This window comes from Paenibacillus glycanilyticus (assembly GCF_030161375.1).
Taxonomy (GTDB): domain Bacteria; phylum Bacillota; class Bacilli; order Paenibacillales; family Paenibacillaceae; genus Pristimantibacillus; species Pristimantibacillus glycanilyticus_B.
The window spans coordinates 296,731-320,389 of sequence record NZ_BSSQ01000014.1; the positions used below are offsets into that span (position 1 = coordinate 296,731).

Genomic DNA, 23,659 nt, shown 5'->3' on the forward strand with positions numbered 1-23,659 from the left:
CTCCTCCAAGCATCAATTCGTCATCCGCCCTTTCTGCTCCAGCAAATATTCGGCAAGCGGCTGAATTCGAACGGCACTTGTCTTGAAATCAGGCATCCGGCAGTTAGGATCCAGCAAATCATTGGTCACGCGATTGACGTTCTGGGCATCGCCCCAATGCATCGGAATAAACAAGGTATCTTCCCGGATCGCAGAGGTAAACTTCGTCCGGACAATAACCGTTCCCCGGCTGGACCGCACGCTCGCCAGCGCGCCATCCTCCAGCCGGTGTTTTCTCGCCGTTAACGGATGGATTTCCAATACATTCTCAATCTCTCGCGCGGCCAGAACAGGACTTCTTCGGGTCTGTACTCCGGTTAGATAATGAGAAAGCAGCCGACCGTTCGTTAAGTACAGCGGATATTCTTCCGATGGCTGTTCGGCAGGCGATTGATGATCCACTTGTTGAAATACCGCCAGCCCGTCCTGATGGGCGAACCGTTCGCCGAACAACCGCGGGGTCCCCGGATGGTCCAGGGCCGGACAAGGCCAATAAATCCCTTCTTCCTTGCGAAGCCTGTCATAAGTTATGCCATAATAGTCCGCAATACCGCCTCGGCTGGCAACTCGCAGCTCATTGAAAATTTCTTCTGACTGACGGAATGGGAAGTACTGCTCCTTACCAAGCGAATAGGCCAAATCGCATAATATTTGCCAATCATGGCGTACTTCTCCTGGCGCAGACCGGCCTGCGGGACGCAACAATACCCGGCCCTCGAGATTTGTCATCGTCCCTTCATTCTCAAGATAGGCACTGACCGGCAGCACAATATCGGCCAGCTTAGCGGTCTCCGACAGGAACATATCCGCCACTACCAGAAATTCCGCCCGCTCCAGCGCTTCCTCTACCAACGTTGCGTTTGGATTCGACACGATCGGATTGGAGCCCATCACGAATAAGCCTTTAATAGTGCCGCCATGCACAAGCTCCATCATTTCGTAGGCGGAAACACCTTTGCCAGGCAAATCATTCGGGTCAATCCCCCACACGCCAGCCACATAAGCACGGTCATCGGGATTTTCAATCAGCCGGTAACCCGGAAGCTGGTCGGCTTTTTGCCCGTGTTCCCGGCCGCCTTGCCCGTTGCCTTGCCCGGTTACCGCACCGTAACCGCAGCCGGCTCTTCCGATTTTGCCCGTGGCCAGCACCATGTTCAAGAAATTGCGCACAGCCATATGGCCATCGGCATGTTGTTCAACCCCGCGGGCCGTAAATACCATACCCGTGCGGGCCTTGCCAAATTGAATAGCCGCCTTGCGAATCAGCTCGATACTTACGCCGGTGTAGTCGGCAATCTCCTCCAAGTTAAGCGAAGAGACATGTTCTTTCACTGCGTCAAATCCTTTTGTCCGGTTTCGGATAAACTCTTCATCCGTCAGCTTCTCGTCCACGATCACTTTAAGCATGGCGTTAACGAGTGCCGCATCCATCCCCGGCTTGACTTGCAGATGAATATCAGCGATCGATACGGTGGCAGACGCACGCGGATCAATCGCAATAATGACAGCGCCATTATCTTTTGCTCTCGTGAAATAAGGCATCAGCGTTGGCTGGCATTCGGCGATGTTGGTACCGGCTAGAATAATGCATTCGGCCATCGGAATGTCCGACATGGCGAAAGTCAGCCCCCGGTCGATGCCAAAGGTCTTTACCCCGGCTGACGCCGCAGCCGACATGCAAAACCTGCCGTTATAATCGATATATTTGGTCTTAAGCGCTACACGCGCGAACTTCCCAAGCAAATAAGCCGATTCGTTGGTAAGCGATCCCCCGCCGTACAACCCGATTGTATCCGCGCCATGTTTGGTTTGAAGCTCCGTGAACCGGCTGCTGACGGCCTCCAGCGCTTCTTCCCAAGAGACGCGGGTTAATGCCCCGTCTTTGCGCATCATCGGGTGCAGCAGTCTTTCTCTGCTGACCGCATGCTGATAAGCATTCATCCCTTTGACGCATAAACGTCCTTCCGAGGCTTTGTTCGGAATCGCGGTCACCTGATAGGCGGGACGACTGCCAGAGAGATCCTCCACAACTTCCATCTTGCATTGAACGCTGCAGAAGGGACATTGCGTTGCCATAATCTTGTTTGCTTGCTCCACCGAGAAAGTCATCGTATCTATTTGACGCTCCATGCCATCTCCGTCCTTTCCGCCAACTGAAGGCGGGTTAGCAGTTCTTCCATATTGCCTCTGTCCAACAACTTCTCTCGAAGAGGCTGTAGTCCCATCCGCTCAAGCCATTTCCAAGGACGTTCCCCATAATGGGCAGTCTCCCGGTATAACTGAATACAGGCCACGGCGAGTTGCATCGCCATCTCCTCCTCCGCTTCTACGGCAAGCAGCTGCGCTTGCTTAACCGGATGCTCCGCATGCCCGCCGGCGTAAACTTCCCAGCCTGCCGGAACAGCGGCAAGCCCGAAATCCCTGACTAGCACATCCGAAGAACTTAAATAATGATCTGATAATTCCAACCTGACCGGATGCGGAAGCAAGATTTCCTTCGAGCGGAAAAAGACCTCCCTGGCGCAAACGTCCGACTGTTCACCGCTACCCGGCGGTTCCTCAACGCCATGCTTGGCTTCGGCTGCTAATCCCGCGTAATAAGGAATGGCAGCACGGCAGACGATGCAGCCTCCGGCTTTCTTCCACCCGAGTTTTTCCTGGATTTCCGCGACTTGCGTTGCTTCCAGCTTCGCGATTGCTTCTTTTATTTCTTCATGCCCAAGTTCGGTACAGCTGCATATAGGATCGGTTTTTTTCACCCCGACGCCAGCTCCGGCCAGCACGCAAGACAATACCGCGCCAACCAACTGCTTGCAACCGCCGCAGGAACCGGAGGCTTTTGTTTTCTCGCGAATCTGTTCAACCGTCTGCAAACCGTCTTCTTGAATGGCGCTCACAATGGCGCCTTTGCTTACGCCGTTGCAAGAACAGACGGTTTGGTGATCAGCCATCGCCAGAACCGCTTCATCGTTGCCTCCGGCTCCCCCCTCCGGCTTCTCGAATAAAATTTCGGCAGCCGTCTTTTTCTTCAAATAATCAAGCAGCTTCATCCCTTCCGAACTGTCGCCGTATAGGACCGCGCCAGCTATCTTGCCATTCCTGACCGTCACTTTCTTATACGTCCCCTGCAGTCCGTTGTACTGTTGAAGCGCTACCTCGACATCCCCTTGAATGTCTCCTGCCGAGAATACGTCCACGCCGGATACCTTAAGCATCGAGTAAGGAATGGAGCCTTTGTAAGGCTCAGTGTCCACTCCCGCTAACACGCGAGCAAGAACCTTCCCTTGTTCGTATAGGGGTGCGACCAGACCATATACCGTCCCGTTATGCTCCGCGCATTCGCCAACCGCGTAAACATGGGGCGTGTTGGTCCGCATGCAATCATCCACGAGGATTGCCCGGTTCGTTGCTATGCCGCTGCCGGCAGCTAGTGCGGCATTGGGGCTAATGCCTACGGCCAGAACGATCAGATCCGCGCTAAGCTTTGTACCGTCACTGAATAGCAACCCCTCAGCCCGTTTGCGTCCGAGTATCTTCTCGGTCCGCTTCTCCATCCAGAACCGCATGCCTTGTTGCGCGAGTTCACGCTTCAACATATCGGCCGACATCGCGTCCAGCTGTCTGTTCATCAGATTAGAAGCGTTATGGACGACATGCACTTCCATACCGAGGTTAAGAAGACCGCGCGCCGCCTCAAGCCCAAGCAATCCGCCGCCGATCACCGCCGCTCTCCGGTACTGCTCCGACGCTTCAATCATCGTCTCACAGTCCTTAATATTGCGGAAAGCCGTTACGCCAATCTTATGGATGCCCGGAATAGACGGGATAAAAGCCGAAGAGCCCGTCGCCAGAATAAGTTCGTCATAAGGCAGCGCCGTACCGGATTCTAGAATAATCTTCTTGCCTGCCGTATCGATGCGAACGGCTTTTTCGCCAAGTATCAGACGAATGCCGCGTTCCTTGTACCAGCCGAAATCATTAATCGTAATATCCGTGATCGAGGTGTCTCCCTGAAGTACTTTGGACAACATGATCCGGTTGTAATTCGGGTGGGGCTCATCCCCAATAATCGTGATCTCGAAGGCATCGGGCGATAACCGGTATAACTCCTCCACGCATCTGACGCCAGCCATTCCATTGCCGATTACCGCTAGTTTCCTTGTCGTCACAACGTTAATCCTCCGTTTGCCATATGCGTTAGTAATAGAAAGGAGACGATCTCGCCTTTTGCCGCGCCTCGTCCGCCCGCAGGAATTACGGCAATCGCGTTTGCCTCGGCGAACGCCGCAATATTGCCGGATTTATCGTTTGGCAACGGATTAATCCGCCACATGCCAAGCTCCATCGTTGCAATCGAACGGATATACCGCGGATAAGGACAAGGCTTGCCCACCGAATCCTCCAGCTTCCCCTTGAGCCATTGATTGCGGTAGCTTTTCATTCCTTTCAACCATTGAACCGTTGGTTTTACAAGCAGTTCCAAACCGGAATAACATGCAGACGGATTGCCCGACAACCCCAGCAGCAGACAATTTCCTTTTTTAAATGCCGAGGTTGGCGTTCCGGGTCTCATGAGCACCTTCGTAAAAACAGGCTCGAAACCGGCGCTCGCGGCGGCGCGTTCCACATAATCATGGTCGCCTACGGATATCCCGCCCGTCGTAATGACAATATCCGCTTGTTCCGCGGCTTGCTCAATCTCTCTTGTCAGAACAGCAAGTTGATCCGGCACGGGCTTTCTGCGAATGACATGCGCGCCTAACTGTTTCAGGAAGGCATATACCGCAAGACTATTCGCGTCATAAATCCGATTCGCGGATAAGGCTGCGCCCGGTTCCAGCAGCTCATCGCCAACTGGCAGCACGGCGATCCGGGGTTTGGCGTAAACAACGGCATCCCTTTGCCCGTATGAGGCAAGTACCGCCATCTCTTTCGCCCCGATCACTGTTCCTTTCACAAGAATCAGCTTGCCCGGCGCCAAATCCTCTCCCGCTTCCGCAACATGCTTCCCGCTTGGATGCGGACGGTCGATTCCGATCCATCTCGTGCGGCCGTCATCTTCTATACTGGTAGTAACTGCTTCTTGCATCACTACGGTATCGTAACGGTGCGGCACGGGTGCTCCCGTAAAAATCCGCACGCAATCCGCATCCTCTATAGCTATGCCTCCCGTACACTCCTCCACCCATTCGCGCGAAACGCCGGCTTTTATCTCCGCAATGACCCGAAGCCTGGTCTCTTGGCCAAGTTTTGCGCCAATCGTCGCGTTTGATCGAACGGCGTACCCGTCCATCGCCGCACGGCGGAATGGAGGCATTGGAAACGGCGTGAGAAAATCTTCCGCAAGCACTCTGCCAACGCAATCCTCCAAATCCAACCGTTCCGCCCGGCCAGGGGACATTCCCTCACACAAATGACGAATCGCTTCTTCTACAGATACAACGAACTGCTGCTTCTGCAAGGTAGCCATTTCACGGATCATCCTCCCCACCGGTCAAAATGAACAGAAAAAGCCCGTTCCCTATCGAGTCGGGAATCGGGCTTCATTGCCAAGGTCAACAGCACATCGTTGTGCTGTACATTTGTTTTGAGCATAATGGAAGAATGATTGCATGTCAATATAAGTGACGCAAATAAACATGCTTTTTCCTTATTTTACGGAAGTTATAAAATTTGGTGTTAAGTTTATTGACATGAGTTTGACAATTCCCCTATAATTCGAATTGGGTTCACAATGATGTGACCGTACGATCCGGTGGGTACAATGTTGTACCGCCTTCGGCAAAGAGGCCGCTAACTGTCCGCAAGGGCAGCTTGCGGCCTCTTTTTTATTCTAGAGACAATTGGAGGTTAGACCCCGCCCCGGGAACGCTGGTCTGGCCATCCACACTAAATAATTTGGAGGGATTGGAATATGAGTAATCCTACATCGTTTTGGAAGAGCGGGCACAAGCCATCATTATTCAGCGCATTTATGTATTTCGATATCAGCTTTATGATCTGGGTCCTTATTGGTCCGCTTAGCGTCGTTATAATGGGAGATTATGATATGACGCCCGTGCAAAAAGCGAACCTTGTCGCCCTGCCGGTGCTTGGCGGCTCCATACTGCGTCTCGTATTTGGATTTCTTACCGATTATATCGGGCCTAAAAGAACCGGGCAGCTTGGCATGCTGCTTACGATGATCCCCCTCGTCTGGGGCTGGAAATTTGTTGATTCGCTCGGAGATCTGCACATCGTTGCGCTTATGCTCGGCGTATCCGGCGCTTCCTTCGCAGCCGCGCTCCCGCTCGCAAGCCGCTGGTATCCGCCGCAATATCAAGGACTTGCCATGGGCATTGCGGGCGCCGGGAACAGCGGCACGGTATTCTCCACGTTGTTTGCCAACCGGATTGCGCAGCATTACGGCAGCTGGGAAGTTGTTTTTGGCCTTGCCCTTATTCCCATCGCGATTGCCTTCATCGTCTTTACGGTCTTCGCCAAAGACAGTCCGAATCAGCCAGCACCCAAAAAGCTGTCCCATTACGCAAAAGTATTGAAGCAACGCGACACGTGGCTCTTCTGCATTATGTACAGCGTAACGTTTGGCGGGTTTGTTGGCCTTTCCAACTATTTGACGATCTTCTTCAATACGCAATACGGGCTATCTGCCGTTAAAGCTGCCGACTTCACAACGCTTTGCGTCATCGCGGGCAGCTTCTTCCGGCCGATCGGCGGCTATTTGTCCGATAAACTCGGCGGTATCAAAGTACTCATGATTTTGTATACAGGAGCAGCCGTTATGCTCGCCTCCATCTCGAGTCTCCCACCGCTTTATCTTGTCATTGCGATGTTGTTCATCGGAATGATGTGCCTTGGCGCAGGCAACGGTTCCGTGTTCCAGCTCGTGCCGCAGCGGTTCGGCGATGACATCGGCCTTGTGACCGGTATCGTAGGAGCGGCAGGCGGCATTGGCGGATATGCGCTTCCTCTCATTCTGGGCAACCTGTATCAATCTACAGGTTCTTATACGCCAGGCTTCCTTATCTTGTGCGGCATTGCGATACTCAGCGTTGTCATGCTCGCGATCGCCCAGCTGGACTGGAAGAAGAATTGGATCGGAGAAGGCGGCAAGGCGCGCAGCATGTAATCCTTTATTGAAGAGATGTAACGGATATTTCGATTCTCCCGCATGAAAATTGTATCCGCGAAGGTTATAATGTGGAGAGACTTGATCTATTGCAGAGGAGAAAGAGCATATGCGGTTTATCGATAATAACCAGATTACGGATCCGGCGCTGAACCTGGCGTTAGAAGAATATATTTTGCGTTCGCTTCCGGAAGACGAATATTTGCTGTTCTACATTAATGAACCTTCGATCATTATCGGCAAAAACCAAAACACGGTTGAAGAGATCAACGCCGATTATGTAAAAGAAAAAGGCATTCACGTTGTCCGCAGGTTATCTGGCGGCGGTGCCGTCTATCATGACCTTGGGAACCTGAGCTTCAGCTTCATCATGAAAGATGACGGCAAGTCGTTCCACAACTTCAAGAAGTTTACCGAGCCTGTCGTGCGCGCATTGCGCAAACTTGGCGTTGACGCGGAACTGTCCGGGCGCAACGATCTGCAGGTCGGGGAACGGAAAATTTCAGGCAATGCCCAATTTGCTACCAAAGGGAAAATGTTCAGCCACGGCACGCTCCTCTTTGATTCCGAAATCGACAACGTCGTCTCGGCGCTGAAAGTAAACGCGGAGAAATATGTCTCGAAAGCGACCAAATCGATTAGAAGCCGCGTAGCGAATATTTCGGAATTTCTGGCGGAGCCGATGACGATCGAGCAATTGCGGCAATATTTGCTGGAATCGATCTTCGAGGGCGAACCGGAAATTCCGGTCTATGAGCTGACCGAAGAAGATTGGGCGAATGTGCGCAAGCTGGCCGAAGAGCGTTACCGCAGCTGGGAGTGGAATTATGGCCGCTCCCCAGCCTTTAACGTCCGCCAGACGAAACGGATTGAAGGGGCGGGCACTTACGATGTACGCCTTCAAGTGGAGGAAGGCATCATCGTGGATGCCGCCGTATTCGGCGATTTCTTCGGAAGAGGCGAAGCGAGCGAAGTAACTTCGCGGCTGGTCGGCCTGCGTTATGACGCGGAGTCGATCGGCAGCCTGCTTGACGAAGTTGACGTCAACTTCTACTTCGGCCCGATTACGAAGGAACAGTTGCTGTCCCTGATGTTCTAGAGGATTTGAGCAAAAACACAAAAAAGCGATGTTGAAGGGAATAACCTCTTCTACATCGCTTTTTTGTTGACATTCCATTCTTAATGATGAAATAACTTCGGCTAGCTCTCTAATCTTCGATAAATCTTTTTGACTCTCTTTAATTGCGATTCCGTAAGCTGCTCTTCCCTGCCACGGAGAACACGCAAAAAACCCTCTATATTCCCGCTGGTCACCGCCAGCAGCGTGCTTTCGGCGTGTTGGGGAACTTCCTTGGACCTGCAATTGCGCAGGTGATCAAGCAAATAAGGAAAAATCTCGTTGTTGTTCTCCCGGCTGACGGCTGCCAGCTTAGAAAGCGCAAGAACGCCCCTATCAACCGTAATTACAGAACCATTGTGCATAGCAGCTATGACTTGTTCAAGATGCTTCATGATCGTATCCGCCGACATATCCGCAATCGCCGATAAAGCCGTCATTGCTCCCCATACGATCCGGTTATCCCTGCTTTTGAGCAGCTCAATGAATGTCTCCGCGTATTCGCTGATAAGCGCAGGATTAAGTTCCCCTGCTTCATAGGCAACTTTTATGCAATCATGTTGGATTTTTTTGTTCTTGTTCGTCAAATTAACAATGATTTCCGCAATTCCGTCATGATTGCTCTCGCCGGCCAATTGCCGTGCCAGCAACACATTTGGTTCTTCGTCGTTCCGGCCAAGCTGAGAGGCTAAGCGATTTAATACCGTCATGAACATCCCTCTTCGATCCTATGGTCTCCTTACTTGCCAAGCACAAACGGAAGCCCCGACCAGAATACCCTGATGGCAAAATACATGAACAGCAGCGCCGAGAATAACGAAATGATTCGAATAAACTTTGCGCCAAGCGCTTTGCCCGCCCGGCCGCTTATATACGCCATGCCAAGCGACCATGTTAATCCCGCCGTGAAAAATCCGGCGATAAATACGGCTATCGCATAACGGCTGTCGCCATGCACTTCCGATACAATCGGTCCCGCCGATGCCACGAACCAGAGCATGACCGTCGGCGACGACAATGCGGCACCTAGGCCAAACAGGAAATCGGCTAGCCTCCGTTTAGGCCGGTTACGACCGCCATCGCTTTCTTTCACGCTCCAGTCGATCATTTTGGGATGAACGGACTCCTTGGCCATTTTGAAAGCGAGCAAGAGCAAGACAACCGTACCCGCAATCCATAAGACCCAACGGACAGCCGTAATCTCCAATATGAAGCTAAATCCGACCAGCGCAAGCGCCAAATAAGTCAAATCCCCGAAGCAGGAACCAAAACCAATCATAAACGAAGGCTTGAAGCCGCGTTCTACGCCGGTCTTGATAATGGCGACATTCACCATGCCCAAATCCAAACATAAAGATAACGAAAATAAAAAGCCTTGTATAAAGGCAAGCCATAATGCCATGTTCCGTCAATCACACATCCTGCGTTCTAGATTTCACCCGGTACCAATACTCGTATATCGTCTCAAACCCAAACTTGTCATACAGCCGGTTCGCCGGCTGATTGTCTTGCACAACTAATAAATAAGCCTTGTCTGCCCCATTTTGTCTCGCCCAATGGAATAGATGGAGCAGCAGCTGATAGGCCAGCCCCCGGTTGCGGAACCGTTCCGAAGTTACAATATCGTATAACCCGACGTATCCGTGCTCAATAACTCCTACGCCGCATGCAGCAGGCTCTCCATCCAGATAAAGCGTCGCAAAACATTGGCGCAAAGGCATGGAGGTCAGCAGTTTTGCGGCTGTCTCCCTGTGAGATTCAAAGCTTGGCACAAGCAAGGCGTAGTTATCCAGCCAGCGCTTGCTTAATTGTTCATCCAGTTGGCACTCCATCTCCGCCGGGGCCGGCAGCTCCGCCAGATCAGCCGTCTTTACATAAACCGGATCCATGACCCGATAACCCCGCTCGTCCAACAATTGATCCAACTGGTCTGGTTTTGCGAATGGCGTTATTTTGAAAATAACATCCTGGCGGCGCTCCGCATATAACCGTTCGCAATGGCGGATCTTGTCTATCACTTCAACATGGCTTTCATACAGAGGCATCACGCAATTGGAGCGTTTTGTATAACCGTCCGCAAACCGGAGCAGCCAGCCGTCGTAAACGACCGTCTGCAGGGATGGCCATGCGTTAAGACTTAATTCTTCAATCTGCTGATGCAATTGGCGTAATTGAAGCATGCCCGATCGCCTTCCTTCCTTTATAGAAGACGAAACCTTTCTAGCTGCTCATGTTGGTTCTCCCGAAGCAATATCTCGCGTTGTTTGGACCCTAGAAGGTCAAAATGAGGAAAAGGGTCTCGTCTGTGAATATATTTAGGATTTAATCCTTGCTCCTTGCACCACTGGGCCAGCTTGTTCAGATCGGAGCAGCCCACTTTCGTTACCGTCTTGATTCCCGGAAATCGCGGGTCCACCCAGTAATGGGTCAGGAACGCAATCTCTCCCCGGCCGACCGCTTCCTTCCATGCGCCCATCTCGGATCTGGAAATGCCAAATGCCATAACGCTATGCTCCTTGCCTTGCCTAAGACGGATAAATCTGCTTGACTCTGCCCACTTGACCGTCTGTCAGCCGTACTTTAATTCCGTGAGGATGCGTTGGAGAATTAGTAAGCAAATCTTTAACGATTCCTCGAGTCAGCTTGCCCGTCCGCTGATCCTGCTTCAGAACAATATCGACTTCAAGTCCGGGCTTAACCGTTGCCCGCTCTGTCCCGCTATTCATGGTTGATCATTCCTTTGTTTGCATGTATGCTTAATAGCTTATGACGCCCAGCATAGCATATGTAGATGAAAGATGCACTTCCAAAGCACAACTGGTATACTAAACGTTAAATGAGTTCGATGAAAAGAGGAACATATACAAAATGTCAACTGAATTTATTGCCATGGGAATAATTCCGGAGTTATCCGAAGTCCTCAAGACAAACGGGATTTCAAGCCCCACTCCAGTTCAAAAGAAAGCGATTCCTGTCCTCCTGGCCGGACAAGACGTGATTGCTCAAGCTCAAACCGGCACAGGTAAAACGATCGCTTTCACCTTGCCAATTCTGCAGCGCATCGACGTTAATAAAGAACAGGTTCAAGCGCTGATTCTGACGCCAACCCGCGAACTGGCGATCCAGATTACAAGCGAGCTGAAGAAACTCGCTTCCGCCGTTGGCGCAAAAGTGCTTGCCGCTTATGGCGGACAAGACGTAGAAGCGCAAATCCGCAAGCTGAACAATGCTCCGCATATCGTTGTAGCTACTCCAGGCCGGCTGATTGACCACATGAGACGCGAAACGATCAACCTCGGGAAGCTGAAGATGCTTGTTCTGGATGAAGCGGATCAAATGCTGCACATGGGCTTCTTGCCCGAAGTAGAAAGCATTGTCGAACAAACGCCTCGCGCACGCCAAACGATGCTCTTCTCGGCCACGATGCCGGATCAGATCAAACGTCTTGCAGAAAATTATATGAAAACGCCTGTTGATATCAAAATCCAAAGCACAAACGTGACGCTTGATAACATTAAACAAATCGTTGTCGAGACGACGGACCGCGGACGCCAAAAAGCTCTGATCTCGCTGATCGAGACGCAGCGCCCGTATTTGGCCGTTATTTTCTGCCGGACGAAGGTTCGGGCGAAAAAGCTGAATAAAGAACTTCAGGATTACGGCTTTGAATCCGATGAACTTCATGGTGACCTGACGCAGGCGAAACGCGAGCAGGTTATGAAGCGGTTCCGCGACGCCAAACTTCAGATTCTCGTCGCAACGGACGTAGCGGCTCGCGGGCTTGACGTTGAAGGCGTTACCCATGTTTTCAACTACGATGTACCAACCGATTCGGAGATTTATATCCACCGCATTGGCCGGACAGGCCGTGCGGGACAACGCGGCGTGGCTATCACTTTGGCATCGCCGTATGACCGTGGATCGGTTGCCCATATCGAGCGCAGCATTAACGCTTCCTTGGAGCGCCGCGTCGTTGAGTCTGACGGCACGATCGTGAAGAGCAACAATCCGCGTACGGAACGTGCCGAGGGCGAAGGCCGCGGCTCTAACAGAGGCGGTAAGCAAGATCGTGGCGGGCGCGGACGCGGAAGCCGCGATACGAAGCCGGCGCAAGGCGGACGCGGAGGCCGGGGCGAGCGGAATGAACGCAGCGGCGGAGGCCGTTCGCAAGCAAGCGGGCGCGGCCAGCAGGCACGTACGGCAGCGGTTGAAAGCAAAGCCGGCGATAGCGGTAATCCGTGGGAAGCCGGCAGCAATGAAAGAAGCGGACGCGGCGAACGCGAATCCGGGCGCAGAGGCGAGCGCGGCGCAAGCCAAGGCGGTCGCGGCGAACGTACGCAAGGCGGCGGTCGTGGGCGCAGCAATGGCGGCGCGGCAAGCACGAGCGGCGGTCGCGGGCGCAGCAATGGCGGCGCAGCAAGCACGAGCGGCGGCAGATGGGAAGGCCGTTCGAACAACGCTCCGCGCAGCGGCGGCAATAACGGCGGCTCGCGGGGCGGCAGTTCCCGTGGCGGCAGCCAAGGCGGACGACGCGGCGGCAACAGATAAGCATAAAGGAGTTGCAGGACATTGAAGAACGTGCAGCTGCCGGATGCGTATGTCCGGCAAATGCAGGCTCTTCTCGGAAGGGAAGAAGCCGAGCGGTTTCTTGACAGCTACAGCGAGCCCAGAGCTTTCGGGCTTCGCTTCAATCCATTAAAAAGCCAAACCTCTCTCACGGCTGCTCTCAAGCAGCCGTTTCATTTGGAACCTGTGCCTTGGTGCAAGGCGGGTTATTATTACGACGAAGAGACCAGACCGGGCAAACATCCCTTTCACACGGCCGGTCTTTATTACATTCAAGAACCTTCTGCGATGTCGGCAGCGGAGTTGCTTGATGCGAAGCCGGGCGAGACCATTCTTGATTTCGCCGCGGCGCCAGGCGGCAAGACGACTCAAATCGCCGGCAGCATGAATGGCGAAGGGTTACTGATCGCGAACGAAATCCATCCGGCTCGGGCGAAGATTCTCAGCGAGAACGTCGAGCGCTTTGGCATCCGCAACGCGGTTGTGACCAATGCGGCGCCCCATGAGCTGTCGAGACGTTTCCCGGCCTTTTTCGACCGCATTATGCTGGACTCCCCTTGCTCCGGTGAAGGCATGTTCCGCAAGGATGAAGATGCCATAGCGGAATGGTCGGAAGCGCATGTGACTTATTGTGCCGAACGCTCCTCCGACATTTTGGAGCATGCGGCGGTCATGCTGAAACCCGGCGGCGTGTTGGTTTATTCGACTTGTACGTTTAACCGTGCCGAGAACGAAGAGACAATCGAGCAGTTTGTGGAGAAGCATCCTGCCTTCCGCGTAGAGCAAATCGAGCGGTTGTGGCCGCATCAGGTTCGCGGCGAAGGGCATTTTGTCGCGCGTCTCCGCAAGGCTGCTGAAGAAGAGCCACTTATCGAAGTTCGGGAACGCAAGAGCAACCGGCGCGACCACGGTAAGCGGAACGCCGGACGAGCCAAGCCGCTTAACGCTGAGCTCGCCTTGTTTCACGGTTTTGCCGAGCAGGCGTTGCCTGGCTTCACGCTTGGTCCGGGAGAGCCGGTCCGGTTCGGAGACGCCTTGTATTGGCTGCCGCATCAAACTTCCGGCAGCTTTGGCGCCGCTGATCTTGACGGGCTAAAAGTAGCTCGTCCCGGCCTCCATCTTGGCGACATTCGCAAAAACCGGCTGGAGCCGGCTCATGCGCTAGCTCTTGCCGTCAAAGCGGACGATGCGGCCTGGTCGCAAAGCTACCCGCCAGAGGCTCCGGAAATCGCCGCCTATCTGCGCGGGGAAACATTGCCGGCCTCTCGCGACGCCAACGGCTGGGGACTTGTCGCCGTCAACGGGCTTCCGCTTGGCTGGGCGAAAGCAAGCGGCGGCCAGCTGAAGAATCATCTGCCAAAAGGTCTTCGCCGCTTCAATTAAAGCCGGTAAAGGCAACCGTCAGGCCACTTGCTTACAGCCGCTTCCGGCAAGCTTTTCCTCCTGGGTCATTACCCATTTGCAGTTATACCGTGACAGTAGTCCATTCCTATCAGGGCGTTTCACATACAATACTGTATACCGAACTGAGGGCGAATGTACTCGAATGGCAGCAGCCTTCCAGCGGAATATAATCACAAGGAGGAATTAGCATGTCTGGCGTATACGGAGGCGGCGTCAATACGGTAGGTTTCATCCTTGTCCTTTTCATTCTTCTGGTCATCATCATCAGAACAGTTTGTCACTAAGGACTTGGCAGCAAAAAGGGGCAGCACCACGGTCATGATGACCGAGGGGCTGCCCCTTCTCCTTTTCCATTAGCCTAACTCCAGGCAAACTCGCGCAACGCATGCGCAACGCCGTCTTCCGCATTGGAACGTCCAACGACATCAGCCGCGTCTTTGACTCCGTCGGGCGAATTGCCCATCGCAATTCCGCAACCGGCAAATTCAAGCATCGAGATATCATTGTAGTAATTGCCAATAGCGAGGATCCGGTCCCGCTCGATTCCTTGGCTTTGCGCAAATTGCTGCAAGGCTCTGCCTTTGCTTGCTTCCGGGTGATGAACGTCAATAAAGAAATCGCCGCTGCGGATCGTTAGCAATGTCGGAGGCCATTGTTCCCAGTCCATCTGGACGCGATCCACCGTCTCTTTGTCGCCAAATATCGTAAACTTTACGAGACCTTTTGGAAGATTAGCGCCATGGCCAAGAACGGAAGGAGAAATATGAAACTTGGTATACATATCGGTGAGCTCTGGCGTAAGAGATTCCACCATCATTTCAAAGGCGGTATTGATGTCGAAATGAATCTTGTTCGTCCGGCAGTATGCAACAAACGGCTCCAATTGCTGCGGCGCAATTTCATATTGATGAATGATCGTTTTTGTATCCGAGTCAATCGTTGCTCCGCCATTATGTGTAATAATTGTACCGCTTAGACCTAGCTCTTCGAGAACCGGAAAAACGCTGACAGGCGCGCGCCCCGTGCACAATACGATGCCCGCTCCGCGTTCCGCCGCCTCGCGCACGGCTTCGCGAGTCTTGACCGTCAATTGATGGTCATCCGTCAATAAGGTGCCATCCACGTCAAGCGCAATCAAATCATACTGCAATGCCATACGATTCTCCCCAATCCTATTCTCTATTTTTATTCCAAGCCCCGGTGAGCGCGCAGCATGGCTACTTCCTCATCGGTCAATTCACGGTAAGTTCCTTCCTCCAGATCAGCGTCCAGCTCAAGCGGCCCCATCGACACCCTCTTCAGGTATACGACTTTTTTGCCTACCGCCTCAAACATCCGCTTCACCTGATGGAACTTCCCTTCCATTATCGTAAGCGATATAACCGAAGTCACGCCACCCTCATTACTGTCTTTTTTCAATATCTTTAAATCGGAAGGCATCGTCAAATAACCGTCATCCAGCGTTACGCCAACTTTAAACGATGCTTGATCTTCTTCGCCAACATCGCCTTGCACAATCGCCTCGTAGGTTTTTGGCACATGCTTGCGCGGCGACAATAGCTCATGCGCCAGCTGTCCGTCATTCGTCAGCAGCAACAGACCTACCGTATCCTTATCCAATCGTCCTACGGGAAAAGGCTCCATCAACTGATCGGCCGCTTCAAGCAAATCGATAACCGTCCGTTCTCTCCGGTCCTCGGTCGCCGAAATGACGCCCGGCGGTTTATTCATCATTAAATAGATGACTTCCCTGTACATTACCCGCTCTCCGTCAAAAGCTACTTCATCTACCTCCGGATCGATAAGCAGCCCGCTATCCTTGGCCGCCTTGCCGGCTACCGTTACTTTACCCTGTTTAACCAACTTTTTGATCTCGCTGCGCGTACCGTAGCCCGTATGCGCAAGCAGCTTGTCGAGCCGCATTTTTTTCCCCATCCTACATCCACCTCCAACCGGCTGGCAGCTCGTTTTTGAGCATGCCGTCTCCGGAATACTTGCCCCAGCCAATCGGATAGCCGTCGGTGCAGACGAGTACATATCCCTTCAAAGGTTGCGGCAAGTCTCCTCCCGCCTTCATCTGACCGGCATCTACAAATAAAGTCTCGCCTTTCAAATACCGAATGACATTAGGGTCTGCCGAGCTGAAATCAAGCGATAGCGCAGCCTCGCGTTGCTGAAGCCCCATCGCCAGCGCTTGGGACGGTTCAAACTTATGCTTCCCCGCTTCGCCGACATACCAACCCGCCCTCACGACACGCAAACCGTCCAAGGAAGGCAAGCCTTCCGGCTGCAAATAGACCCGCGAGCCAAAGCATTGCACGTTACCAGTTCCCTCGAATAGCTCCGAAAGCTCTCTTTCGGCAAAAACATGCCATAACGCGGCGGCGTCTACGGGCTCAACTTGTCCTTTGCCGGCGTGCTTGCCGTTAATGACCGTCCGATGCAGCTTCCCGCTGTCTTTCGTTCCTCGTCCGCCTTTTTTCTCGGCGGCCCGCATTGCGGCTCCGGCATTGCCTTTCAATTTCTTTCTTTTCCCTGCATCCGCGTCAAGAAGGGCAGTCTCGGAGACAACCGGCTCTGCATCCTCCGTTCTAGTGCCTTTGCGGGTCAATACCGCCGCATAATGCCCTTCTCCTTCTATATGATGAGGCCATAACCTAACCGTTCCCGCTAGCGAAGCTAATTGGCCGCCAGTCAGATCCCGGCCGGCTTCGCCTGCCCAATCCGGATTCCCTGGCTTCCAACCGTATTGATGAGGAACCGGCAACACTTCGAAATCCGGATATTCGGCAAGAAGTTCCGCGATTTGGGCTTCGTTCTCTTCCGGCGAGAATGTGCAAGTCGAATAGACAAGCACGCCGCCTGGAGCAAGCATCGCTGCCGCATCCCGCAAAATATGCCGCTGCATCGCCGAGCAGCGCTCAATGGAATGCTTCTCCCACTCGGCAATCATCGACTCATCCTTGCGGAACATGCCTTCGCCGGAGCATGGGGCATCTACCAGAATACGATCGAACCAGCCTCGGAATACCGGGGCAAGCGCTGATGGCTCTTCGTTAAGCACCACCGCATTGCGGACGCCGGCAAGCTCGATATTTTTCGCTAGCGCTTTGGTCCGTTCTCTGGCGTTATCATTGCTGACGAGCACGCCGCTGCCTTGCAGCTTACCGGCAATTTGAGTCGACTTGCCGCCTGGAGCCGCGCATAAATCAAGCACGCGATGTCCAGGCTGAACATCAAGCAGCTCAACCGGCGCCATCGCGCTTGGTTCCTGGATATAATAAAGACCGGCATGGTAGTGAGGATGTTTGCCCGGACGGGCGCCCTCTTCATAATAATAGCCGTCTGGCGCCCACGGAATCGGACGGACTGTATCCCCCATCGGCGATAAGTTCTTCCAATCTTCGGCATCAATCTTAAGACGATTGATACGAATGCCGTATACACGCGGATCCTCATAGGAGGACATAAACCTGTCGAACTCTTCTCCGAGCAGCGACTTCATCTTTGTTGTAAAAGCAATCGGCAAATAGCCGGACATCTGGTCATCCCCTTGCAAGCTTTGCGCATGAAATATAACATCGAGTATACTCTAATGCTCTTCTAATTTGAAGGGCTGAGCATTTGTGATCAATATGTGAAATTAATCACAACCTATTGTCAAAACCGTTCCGTTCGCATATGATAAGAGCAAGAAGAGATTGTGAAATTAATCACATATCAAATTGCAACATGCTCCTTGCGATTGATGACTTCCCTTCAGCATAGCCGACAACAACATGATGAAGTCGACGAAGAGAAGAGAGAAACAACAAGCGTACCCTCCCTATTGGTCTCGCTTGATTTTTCGCAAGGAACTATGTGAATTATTTCACAGGAAAAATAAGGAGGAGTTTTTTATGAAGATCGCTGTTATTGGTTGCACGCATGCAGGTACCGCCGCCGTTACTCAAATGGCTAAGCTTTATCCCGAAGCGCAAATTACGGTGTATGAGCGCAATGACAATGTATCGTTCCTCTCGTGCGGCATTGCCCTAACTGTTGGCGGCGTAGTGCCGGATATGAACAAGCTGTTCTACGCATCGCCGCAGCAACTCATGGACTTGGGCGTTCATATGAAAATGCGCCATGATGTTCTGGAAGTCCATACGGAAGCCAAAACCATTCTGGCCCGCAATCTCGATACAAACGAAGAAATGCTCGAAGCCTATGACAAACTAGTCGTAACGACTGGTTCGTGGCCGATTGTTCCGAAGCTGCAAGGAATGGAGCTTGACAATATCGTGCTCTGCAAAAACTATGCTCATGCTCAAACCATTATCGAAAAAGCAAAAACGGCTAACAAGATCACCGTTATCGGTGCGGGTTATATCGGAATCGAGTTGGTTGAAGCGTTCGAGCAACTCGGCAAGCAAGTTACGCTAATTGATAATATGGACCGAATTTTGTTCAAATATTTGGATCGTGAATTTACCGATGTGATTGAACAAGAGCTTGATGACCGAGGCATAGAACTCAAATTGGCTCAGACGGTAACCGGCTTCCGCGGAGAGGAAGGCAAAGTAGCGACCGTTGTTACCACTTCGGGCGAATACGAAACGGACATGGTAGTCTTATGTATCGGCTTCCGCCCGAATACGGATCTCCTGAGGGGCCAGATCAACATGCTTCCTAACGGTGCCATTATTGTGGACGAATACATGCACACTAGCAATCCGGATGTCTTTGCCGCCGGCGACAGCTGCGCCGTGTTCTACAACCCGACGCATAAGCATGCTTACATCCCTCTTGCAACAAACGCGGTTCGCATGGGGACTCTAGTCGCACGCAACCTCTTGAAGCCAACGGTTCGTTATATGGGAACGCAAGGAACATCGGGGATCAAAATTTATGAGCAAAATATCGCTTCGACCGGCTTAACTGAACTTGCCGCGCTGGATACGGGCATGGACGTGAAGACCGTGATCCTTGAAGACAATGACCGCCCCGAATTTATGCCGACCTACGAGAAGGTGCTGCTCAAGGTCGTATATGAAGCGGATACGGGCCGGATCGTTGGTGCCCAAGTGATGTCGAAGGATGATTTGACGCAGGCCATTAATACGATGTCGGTCTGCATTCAGAACAACATGACGATGAGCGAGCTTACCTTTGTCGATTTCTTCTTCCAACCACATTACAACAAACCTTGGAATCTGCTGAATCAAGCCGGCTTGCAAGCCATTTAATATACAAAGCGGAAGCTCCCGCAAGGAGAGCTTCCGCTTTTTTGTTTTATTCCACAAATTGAACTCCGTCCGGAGTGAGCGCCGCGATCCGGGCCAGCGAATCAACACGGTAACCCGCTTCCTTCAGCTTATCCGCGCCGCTCTGGAACGACTTCTCAATGACGATGCCAATCCCCGCCACGCTTGCCCCGGCAGCTTCCACGATTCTCGCCATGCCAAACGCCGCTTCGCCGTACGCGAGGAAATCATCGATGATAAGCACCCGCTCTCCCGGCGTCAGAAACTTGCGCGAGATGGCGACTTCGCTTTTGACCTGCTTCGTGAAGGAGTAAACCTCCTCGACATACAAGTCGTCACGCAAAGTGAGCGACTTCTGTTTGCGCGCGAACACAAGCGGTACTTGAAGAGTTAACGCCGTCATGACAGCCGGCGCGATGCCCGATGATTCAAGCGTTAATACCTTCGTCACGCCTTCACCTTCATAAGCTCCCGCAAAACATTGCCCGATCGCCAGCATTAACTGGGGATCCACTTGATGGTTGAGGAAGGAGTCCACCTTTAATACGGTCTCGCTTAGAACAATACCTTCGTTTCGAATCTTATCTTGCAATGCTTTCATTACGCTTGCCAGCCTCCTGCCCAATTCTTCTCATCTACTAATGAGACTACCGCTAATCGGGCAAGTACGCAAGCTTTTCGGACACTTACAACCCCAGCATGAACTGAATCGTGCGGTCGGATACTTCCGGCAGATGCTCATGTCCAAAGTCCGGATAAATATCGGTGGATTTCGGTGCCGTAATTTTGTTATAAGCCGCAAACTGCGTAGACGGAGGGCAAATGGTATCGGCAAGGCCAACGGTCATCAGCACTTCCCCTTGAATCCGGTTAGCCAGATGCTGAAGATCGATGTAACCAAGCTTCTCGAAAATCTCGTCCTCCCGCTCATGACGCGGATCAAAATGGCGGAAAAACGTTCTCAGCTCGCCATAAGCATCCTTCGCCAAATCCATCTCCCACACCCGTCTGTAATCGCAAAGGAACGGATAGACGGGAGCCAGCTTCTTGATCCGCGGTTCAAGCGATGCGCAAGCAAGCGTCAAAGCTCCTCCTTGCGAACCGCCAATCGCGCCGACACGGTCCGCATCAACTTCCGGCATATTCATGGCAATGCCCGCAAGCTGAGCGGTATCGAGGAAAATATGACGCATCAGCAAGTTATCCGGATGGTCGTTAAGTCCCCGGATAATATGGCCGTGATGCGTAGTTCCCTTTACGCTGCCGGTATCTTCGGATGATCCGCCTTGTCCGCGGCAATCCATCGCAAAGACGGAGTAGCCAAGCGCCGCATAAGTCAGCTTGTCCGACCAATCCCCTGCGTTCCCGGTATATCCATGAAATTGAATAATGGCTGGATGCGGTTCGGAAACATTTTTCGGGCGGACGTATTTGGCGTGAATTCTGGCTCCGCGAACACCTGTGAAGTACAAGTCGAAACAGTCTGCAAAAGGTACTTGGAAGCTGCTTGGCGTAAGTTCGACTTGCGGGTCAACGGCGCGCATTTCGTCAAGCGCACGCTCCCAATAGGCATCGAGGTCTTCCGGACGCGGGCTGCGTCCCTCATAGGCGTACAACTGTTCAAGCGGCATATCAACTAGCGGCATCTTCGATCATATCCCCTTCTGTTCGTCCTGCTTCTTCAGAACTTAGTATCTTAGAAAGCGAAATTCCGGACGCTCCATCAGCTTCAGATTACTTGCAATCAACTCGCTGCGCTGCTGCACGCAAGCATGGGAACGCAGAGGGTCAGCCGGCGTATGTACGCAATAATCGACCAGCTTCTCAATGGTGGAGACGGCTACATGGCAGCGCGTATCCGATGATGCGTAATAGATGTACACATCGCCGTTCTCTCTGGCTATCAAGCCATTGGTGAACACCACGTTCGAAACGTCGCCAACCCTCTCTTCCCCTTCCGGTGCAATCAAATGTCCTCCTGGTGAATAGATCACTTTGTTTGGATCATTTAAATCCGTCATAAACGCATAGATGACATAACGCAGCCCCGCTGCCGTATTCCGAACGCCGTGGGCAATATGCAGCCACCCTTTCTCTGTTTTAATCGGGGCCGCACCTTGTCCGTTCTTCACTTCCTTAATGGTATGGTATATTTTCTCATCCACAATCGTTTCCAACTCAATAGTCGCATGCTCGATGCTCGTTGACAAGCCCCAACCGATACCGCCGCCGGATCCCGCATTAATAAAGCCGTCCTGCGGCCGTGTGTAGAAGGCATATTTACCATCCACAAACTCCGGATGGAGCACGACATTGCGCTGCTGGGGCGAAGGCGTCCGAAGGTCATCCAGCCGTTCCCACGCAATCAAATCCTTCGTTCTAGCGATGCCTGCGCTGGCTACCGCACTGGACGTATCCCCTTTATTGGCCTGAGGATCCTTCCGCTCGGTACAAAATACCCCGTAAATCCAACCGTCCTCATGTTTGGTCAGCCGCATATCGTAGACGTTAACGTCCGGATTAGCCGTCTCCGGCATCACGATTGGATAATCCCAGAATTTGAAGCCGTCAATGCCATTCTCGCTCTCCGCAACGGCAAAAAACGATTTGCGGTCATGCCCTTCCACGCGAACGATTAAATAAAACTTCCCGTTTAACTCAATTGCACCAGGGTTAAGTGCCGCGTTTACCCCGATCCGTTCCATGAGATGAGGATTCGTCTCCGGATTCAGATCGAAACGCCAGTACAGCGGCGCATGCGCGGCGGTAATTACGGGATTCTCGAACTTGTCATAAATGCCGTTGCCGCCTGCTGCAGGTTTATTTGGTTGGTTCAGCAGCTCTTGATGCTTGGTATGCAGCTCGTTCAGCTTTTCCAAAAAGGTTGTTGTAGTTGTCATTATGTACCCTCCATAAATTTTATTGTTTGACTAATTTCTCGAGTCGTTCCAGCGTTTCGAAGCCCATTCGCCCGTTATGGTATGGGCATTTCCAGGAATCAATCTTCATGGCTTCCAGGCTTGGCTCTCCGGCTTGATTCACCTTCCAGAACCATTCGCCGTTTGCCTTGTCCACGATATAGCGGTCTATGAATCTCCACGTCCGATAGGCAGCCTGAAGGAAATGCTCCTTGCCCGACAACTGATAGGCGTTCAAGAATCCAACAACCGCTTCCGCCTGCGGCCACCAGATCTTGTCGGTATCCGTCCAGCCGTTTGGACCCGCTTCGTTCACGACCGCTCCGTCCGTATCGACGCCTTCTTCGTATACGGCTTGGGCCATCGCGAGAGCAACTGATTCCGCACGGCTAATCAGCGGCTCATCCCCGAGCACCTCCGCCGCTTCCAACAGCAGCCAGCTGCCTTCGATGTCATGGCCATAAGAGATCTCATGAGACTTGGAATGCCATTGTTCATCAAAAAACAATTTGAAATGTCCGGATTGTTCATCAACAATCTTCTCTATCATCGTGACAATAAGCTCGGCTTGTTTCTTCCGCAATTGTTCCACGGGCCATACCCGGTACAAATTCGTATACGCTTCCAGCACATGCAAATGGGTGTTCATCGACTTCTTCTCATTCAGATCCGTGCTGCTTAGACTGAGATCCTCCGTCTCCTGCCAGTTGCAATCAAGCGCTTCAATATACCCTTTATATTCGGGATCATAACTGTAACGCTCAATTTGTTCGAACAGCCGCACCGCTTGCTGCAGCACCTCGTCATTTGGACAAGCGCGCACGTATTCCGAGAATGCATAAATAACAAAAGCTTGACCATAAATTTGTTTCTTGGTCTGAACCGGCTCCCCCTTATCATTTAGCAGCCAATAGAAACCTCCGTGTTCCCGGTCATAAAAGCGATCCATTAAGTAACGGTAAGCGCGATCAGCCACTTCGAGATAGTCCGGCGTCTTGTATCTCCGGTATGCCGCAGCAAACGTCCATAAAAGCCGGGCGTTTAATACAAGCAACTTATCGGCCGTTGCCTGTACTTTCAGATCATTGGTCATGCGGCCAATAAACCCGCCGTCTTGCTCGCTCAACGAATGCTTCAGCCAAAAGGATAAAATGTTATCGATTAATTCGCTCTCCATCTCCTGCTGCCAATGTTTCAATTCCAACGGTTCCACTTGTCGCAGTCTCCTTCCAATCAACAT

21 protein-coding genes are annotated in these 23,659 nt (G+C 52.4%); 6 read left to right on the top strand and 15 right to left on the bottom strand.

Going from position 1 to position 23,659, the window contains the following annotated elements; all coding sequences use genetic code 11:
* Positions 1-12 precede the first annotated feature (12 nt).
* The 3 genes from nasC to QQK89_RS17855 are packed head-to-tail and all read right to left on the bottom strand — an operon-like array spanning position 13 to position 5,509.
* Positions 13-2,169: an assimilatory nitrate reductase catalytic subunit NasC gene (gene nasC / locus QQK89_RS17845; RefSeq protein ID WP_284239995.1), complete on the bottom strand. Its 2,157-nt coding sequence runs from the start codon at positions 2,167-2,169 to the stop codon at positions 13-15.
* Entirely contained in the window at positions 2,154-4,208 is a 2,055-nt protein-coding gene (gene nirB / locus QQK89_RS17850) for a nitrite reductase large subunit NirB (RefSeq protein ID WP_284239996.1), read from the bottom strand. The genes nasC and nirB overlap by 16 nt, the downstream gene beginning before the upstream one ends.
* A complete protein-coding gene (locus QQK89_RS17855) occupies positions 4,205-5,509 on the bottom strand; it encodes a molybdopterin molybdotransferase MoeA (RefSeq protein WP_284239997.1) in 1,305 nt (434 codons plus the stop codon). Before QQK89_RS17855 ends, nirB begins: the two co-directional genes overlap by 4 nt.
* 444 nt (positions 5,510-5,953) lie before the next feature.
* Between QQK89_RS17855 and QQK89_RS17860 the strand changes: the two genes are divergently transcribed.
* Positions 5,954-7,168, top strand: a complete 1,215-nt coding sequence (locus QQK89_RS17860; RefSeq protein WP_284239998.1) for a nitrate/nitrite transporter — start codon at positions 5,954-5,956, stop codon at positions 7,166-7,168.
* Positions 7,169-7,277: 109 nt separating this feature from the next.
* The gene (locus QQK89_RS17865) at positions 7,278-8,267 is read left to right on the top strand and encodes a lipoate--protein ligase (RefSeq protein ID WP_284239999.1); all 990 of its coding nucleotides are present in this window, start codon (positions 7,278-7,280) and stop codon (positions 8,265-8,267) included.
* 101 nt (positions 8,268-8,368) lie between these two features.
* Here the strand turns inward: QQK89_RS17865 and QQK89_RS17870 are convergent, their stop codons facing one another.
* From QQK89_RS17870 to QQK89_RS17890, 5 genes are read right to left on the bottom strand one after another with little or no spacing between them, the layout of a single operon-like run.
* On the bottom strand, positions 8,369-8,995 hold the full coding sequence (locus QQK89_RS17870; protein WP_284240000.1) for a hypothetical protein: 627 nt from the start codon (positions 8,993-8,995) through the stop codon (positions 8,369-8,371).
* A gap of 29 nt (positions 8,996-9,024) precedes the next feature.
* Positions 9,025-9,687: a LysE family translocator gene (locus QQK89_RS17875; protein WP_284240001.1), complete on the bottom strand. Its 663-nt coding sequence runs from the start codon at positions 9,685-9,687 to the stop codon at positions 9,025-9,027.
* A gap of 10 nt (positions 9,688-9,697) precedes the next feature.
* Positions 9,698-10,465 (bottom strand): GNAT family N-acetyltransferase, encoded by a 768-nt coding sequence (locus QQK89_RS17880; protein WP_284240002.1) that lies wholly within the window; start codon positions 10,463-10,465, stop codon positions 9,698-9,700.
* A gap of 20 nt (positions 10,466-10,485) precedes the next feature.
* Positions 10,486-10,788, bottom strand: a complete 303-nt coding sequence (locus QQK89_RS17885) for a hypothetical protein (RefSeq protein ID WP_284240003.1) — start codon at positions 10,786-10,788, stop codon at positions 10,486-10,488.
* Positions 10,789-10,810: 22 nt separating this feature from the next.
* On the bottom strand, positions 10,811-11,011 hold the full coding sequence (locus tag QQK89_RS17890; protein ID WP_284240004.1) for a YwbE family protein: 201 nt from the start codon (positions 11,009-11,011) through the stop codon (positions 10,811-10,813).
* A 142-nt stretch (positions 11,012-11,153) separates the two neighbouring features.
* On the opposite strand from QQK89_RS17890, the gene QQK89_RS17895 reads away from it, so the two are divergent.
* From QQK89_RS17895 to QQK89_RS17905, 3 genes are all read left to right on the top strand, one after another.
* Complete coding sequence (locus tag QQK89_RS17895) at positions 11,154-12,833, top strand: DEAD/DEAH box helicase (RefSeq protein WP_284240005.1); 1,680 nt, start codon at positions 11,154-11,156, stop codon at positions 12,831-12,833.
* A gap of 21 nt (positions 12,834-12,854) precedes the next feature.
* Positions 12,855-14,234, top strand: coding sequence for an RsmF rRNA methyltransferase first C-terminal domain-containing protein (locus QQK89_RS17900; RefSeq protein WP_284240006.1), 1,380 nt, complete (start codon positions 12,855-12,857; stop codon positions 14,232-14,234).
* Between the two features lie 209 nt (positions 14,235-14,443).
* Entirely contained in the window at positions 14,444-14,539 is a 96-nt protein-coding gene (locus QQK89_RS17905; protein ID WP_015843766.1) for a hypothetical protein, read from the top strand.
* A 74-nt stretch (positions 14,540-14,613) separates the two neighbouring features.
* Here the strand turns inward: QQK89_RS17905 and QQK89_RS17910 are convergent, their stop codons facing one another.
* From QQK89_RS17910 to QQK89_RS17920, 3 genes are read right to left on the bottom strand one after another with little or no spacing between them, the layout of a single operon-like run.
* Entirely contained in the window at positions 14,614-15,411 is a 798-nt protein-coding gene (locus QQK89_RS17910; RefSeq protein ID WP_284240007.1) for a Cof-type HAD-IIB family hydrolase, read from the bottom strand.
* Positions 15,412-15,440: 29 nt separating this feature from the next.
* A complete protein-coding gene (locus QQK89_RS17915; RefSeq protein ID WP_284240008.1) occupies positions 15,441-16,190 on the bottom strand; it encodes a pseudouridine synthase in 750 nt (249 codons plus the stop codon).
* Position 16,191: 1 nt separating this feature from the next.
* Complete coding sequence (locus QQK89_RS17920) at positions 16,192-17,796, bottom strand: RsmB/NOP family class I SAM-dependent RNA methyltransferase (protein WP_284240009.1); 1,605 nt, start codon at positions 17,794-17,796, stop codon at positions 16,192-16,194.
* Between the two features lie 358 nt (positions 17,797-18,154).
* Between QQK89_RS17920 and QQK89_RS17925 the strand changes: the two genes are divergently transcribed.
* Positions 18,155-19,483: an FAD-dependent oxidoreductase gene (locus QQK89_RS17925; protein ID WP_284240010.1), complete on the top strand. Its 1,329-nt coding sequence runs from the start codon at positions 18,155-18,157 to the stop codon at positions 19,481-19,483.
* Between the two features lie 46 nt (positions 19,484-19,529).
* On the opposite strand, the gene QQK89_RS17930 is transcribed toward QQK89_RS17925, so the two are convergent.
* The 4 genes from QQK89_RS17930 to QQK89_RS17945 form a co-directional block, all read right to left on the bottom strand.
* Positions 19,530-20,102: a xanthine phosphoribosyltransferase gene (locus tag QQK89_RS17930; protein ID WP_284240011.1), complete on the bottom strand. Its 573-nt coding sequence runs from the start codon at positions 20,100-20,102 to the stop codon at positions 19,530-19,532.
* Positions 20,103-20,187: 85 nt separating this feature from the next.
* The gene (locus tag QQK89_RS17935) at positions 20,188-21,147 is read right to left on the bottom strand and encodes an alpha/beta fold hydrolase (protein WP_284240012.1); all 960 of its coding nucleotides are present in this window, start codon (positions 21,145-21,147) and stop codon (positions 20,188-20,190) included.
* Between the two features lie 42 nt (positions 21,148-21,189).
* Entirely contained in the window at positions 21,190-22,401 is a 1,212-nt protein-coding gene (locus QQK89_RS17940; protein ID WP_284240013.1) for a glycoside hydrolase family 130 protein, read from the bottom strand.
* Positions 22,402-22,420: 19 nt separating this feature from the next.
* Positions 22,421-23,623 (bottom strand): AGE family epimerase/isomerase, encoded by a 1,203-nt coding sequence (locus tag QQK89_RS17945; RefSeq protein WP_434481719.1) that lies wholly within the window; start codon positions 23,621-23,623, stop codon positions 22,421-22,423.
* Positions 23,624-23,659 lie beyond the last annotated feature (36 nt).

Excerpts from the sequence above, each read along its gene's own strand:
- nasC (WP_284239995.1), bottom strand. The coding sequence starts at position 2,169 with ATGGAGCGTCAAATAGATACGATGACTTTCTCGGTGGAGCAAGCAAAC.
- QQK89_RS17855 (WP_284239997.1), bottom strand. The coding sequence starts at position 5,509 with ATGGCTACCTTGCAGAAGCAGCAGTTCGTTGTATCTGTAGAAGAAGCG.
- QQK89_RS17860 (WP_284239998.1), top strand. The coding sequence starts at position 5,954 with ATGAGTAATCCTACATCGTTTTGGAAGAGCGGGCACAAGCCATCATTA.
- QQK89_RS17865 (WP_284239999.1), top strand. The coding sequence starts at position 7,278 with ATGCGGTTTATCGATAATAACCAGATTACGGATCCGGCGCTGAACCTG.
- QQK89_RS17870 (WP_284240000.1), bottom strand. The coding sequence starts at position 8,995 with ATGACGGTATTAAATCGCTTAGCCTCTCAGCTTGGCCGGAACGACGAA.
- QQK89_RS17875 (WP_284240001.1), bottom strand. The coding sequence starts at position 9,687 with ATGGCATTATGGCTTGCCTTTATACAAGGCTTTTTATTTTCGTTATCT.
- QQK89_RS17880 (WP_284240002.1), bottom strand. The coding sequence starts at position 10,465 with ATGCTTCAATTACGCCAATTGCATCAGCAGATTGAAGAATTAAGTCTT.
- QQK89_RS17885 (WP_284240003.1), bottom strand. The coding sequence starts at position 10,788 with ATGGCATTTGGCATTTCCAGATCCGAGATGGGCGCATGGAAGGAAGCG.
- QQK89_RS17890 (WP_284240004.1), bottom strand. The coding sequence starts at position 11,011 with ATGAATAGCGGGACAGAGCGGGCAACGGTTAAGCCCGGACTTGAAGTC.
- QQK89_RS17895 (WP_284240005.1), top strand. The coding sequence starts at position 11,154 with ATGTCAACTGAATTTATTGCCATGGGAATAATTCCGGAGTTATCCGAA.
- QQK89_RS17905 (WP_015843766.1), top strand. The coding sequence starts at position 14,444 with ATGTCTGGCGTATACGGAGGCGGCGTCAATACGGTAGGTTTCATCCTT.
- QQK89_RS17910 (WP_284240007.1), bottom strand. The coding sequence starts at position 15,411 with ATGGCATTGCAGTATGATTTGATTGCGCTTGACGTGGATGGCACCTTA.
- QQK89_RS17915 (WP_284240008.1), bottom strand. The coding sequence starts at position 16,190 with ATGGGGAAAAAAATGCGGCTCGACAAGCTGCTTGCGCATACGGGCTAC.
- QQK89_RS17920 (WP_284240009.1), bottom strand. The coding sequence starts at position 17,796 with ATGTCCGGCTATTTGCCGATTGCTTTTACAACAAAGATGAAGTCGCTG.
- QQK89_RS17925 (WP_284240010.1), top strand. The coding sequence starts at position 18,155 with ATGAAGATCGCTGTTATTGGTTGCACGCATGCAGGTACCGCCGCCGTT.
- QQK89_RS17930 (WP_284240011.1), bottom strand. The coding sequence starts at position 20,102 with ATGAAAGCATTGCAAGATAAGATTCGAAACGAAGGTATTGTTCTAAGC.
- QQK89_RS17935 (WP_284240012.1), bottom strand. The coding sequence starts at position 21,147 with ATGCCGCTAGTTGATATGCCGCTTGAACAGTTGTACGCCTATGAGGGA.
- QQK89_RS17940 (WP_284240013.1), bottom strand. The coding sequence starts at position 22,401 with ATGACAACTACAACAACCTTTTTGGAAAAGCTGAACGAGCTGCATACC.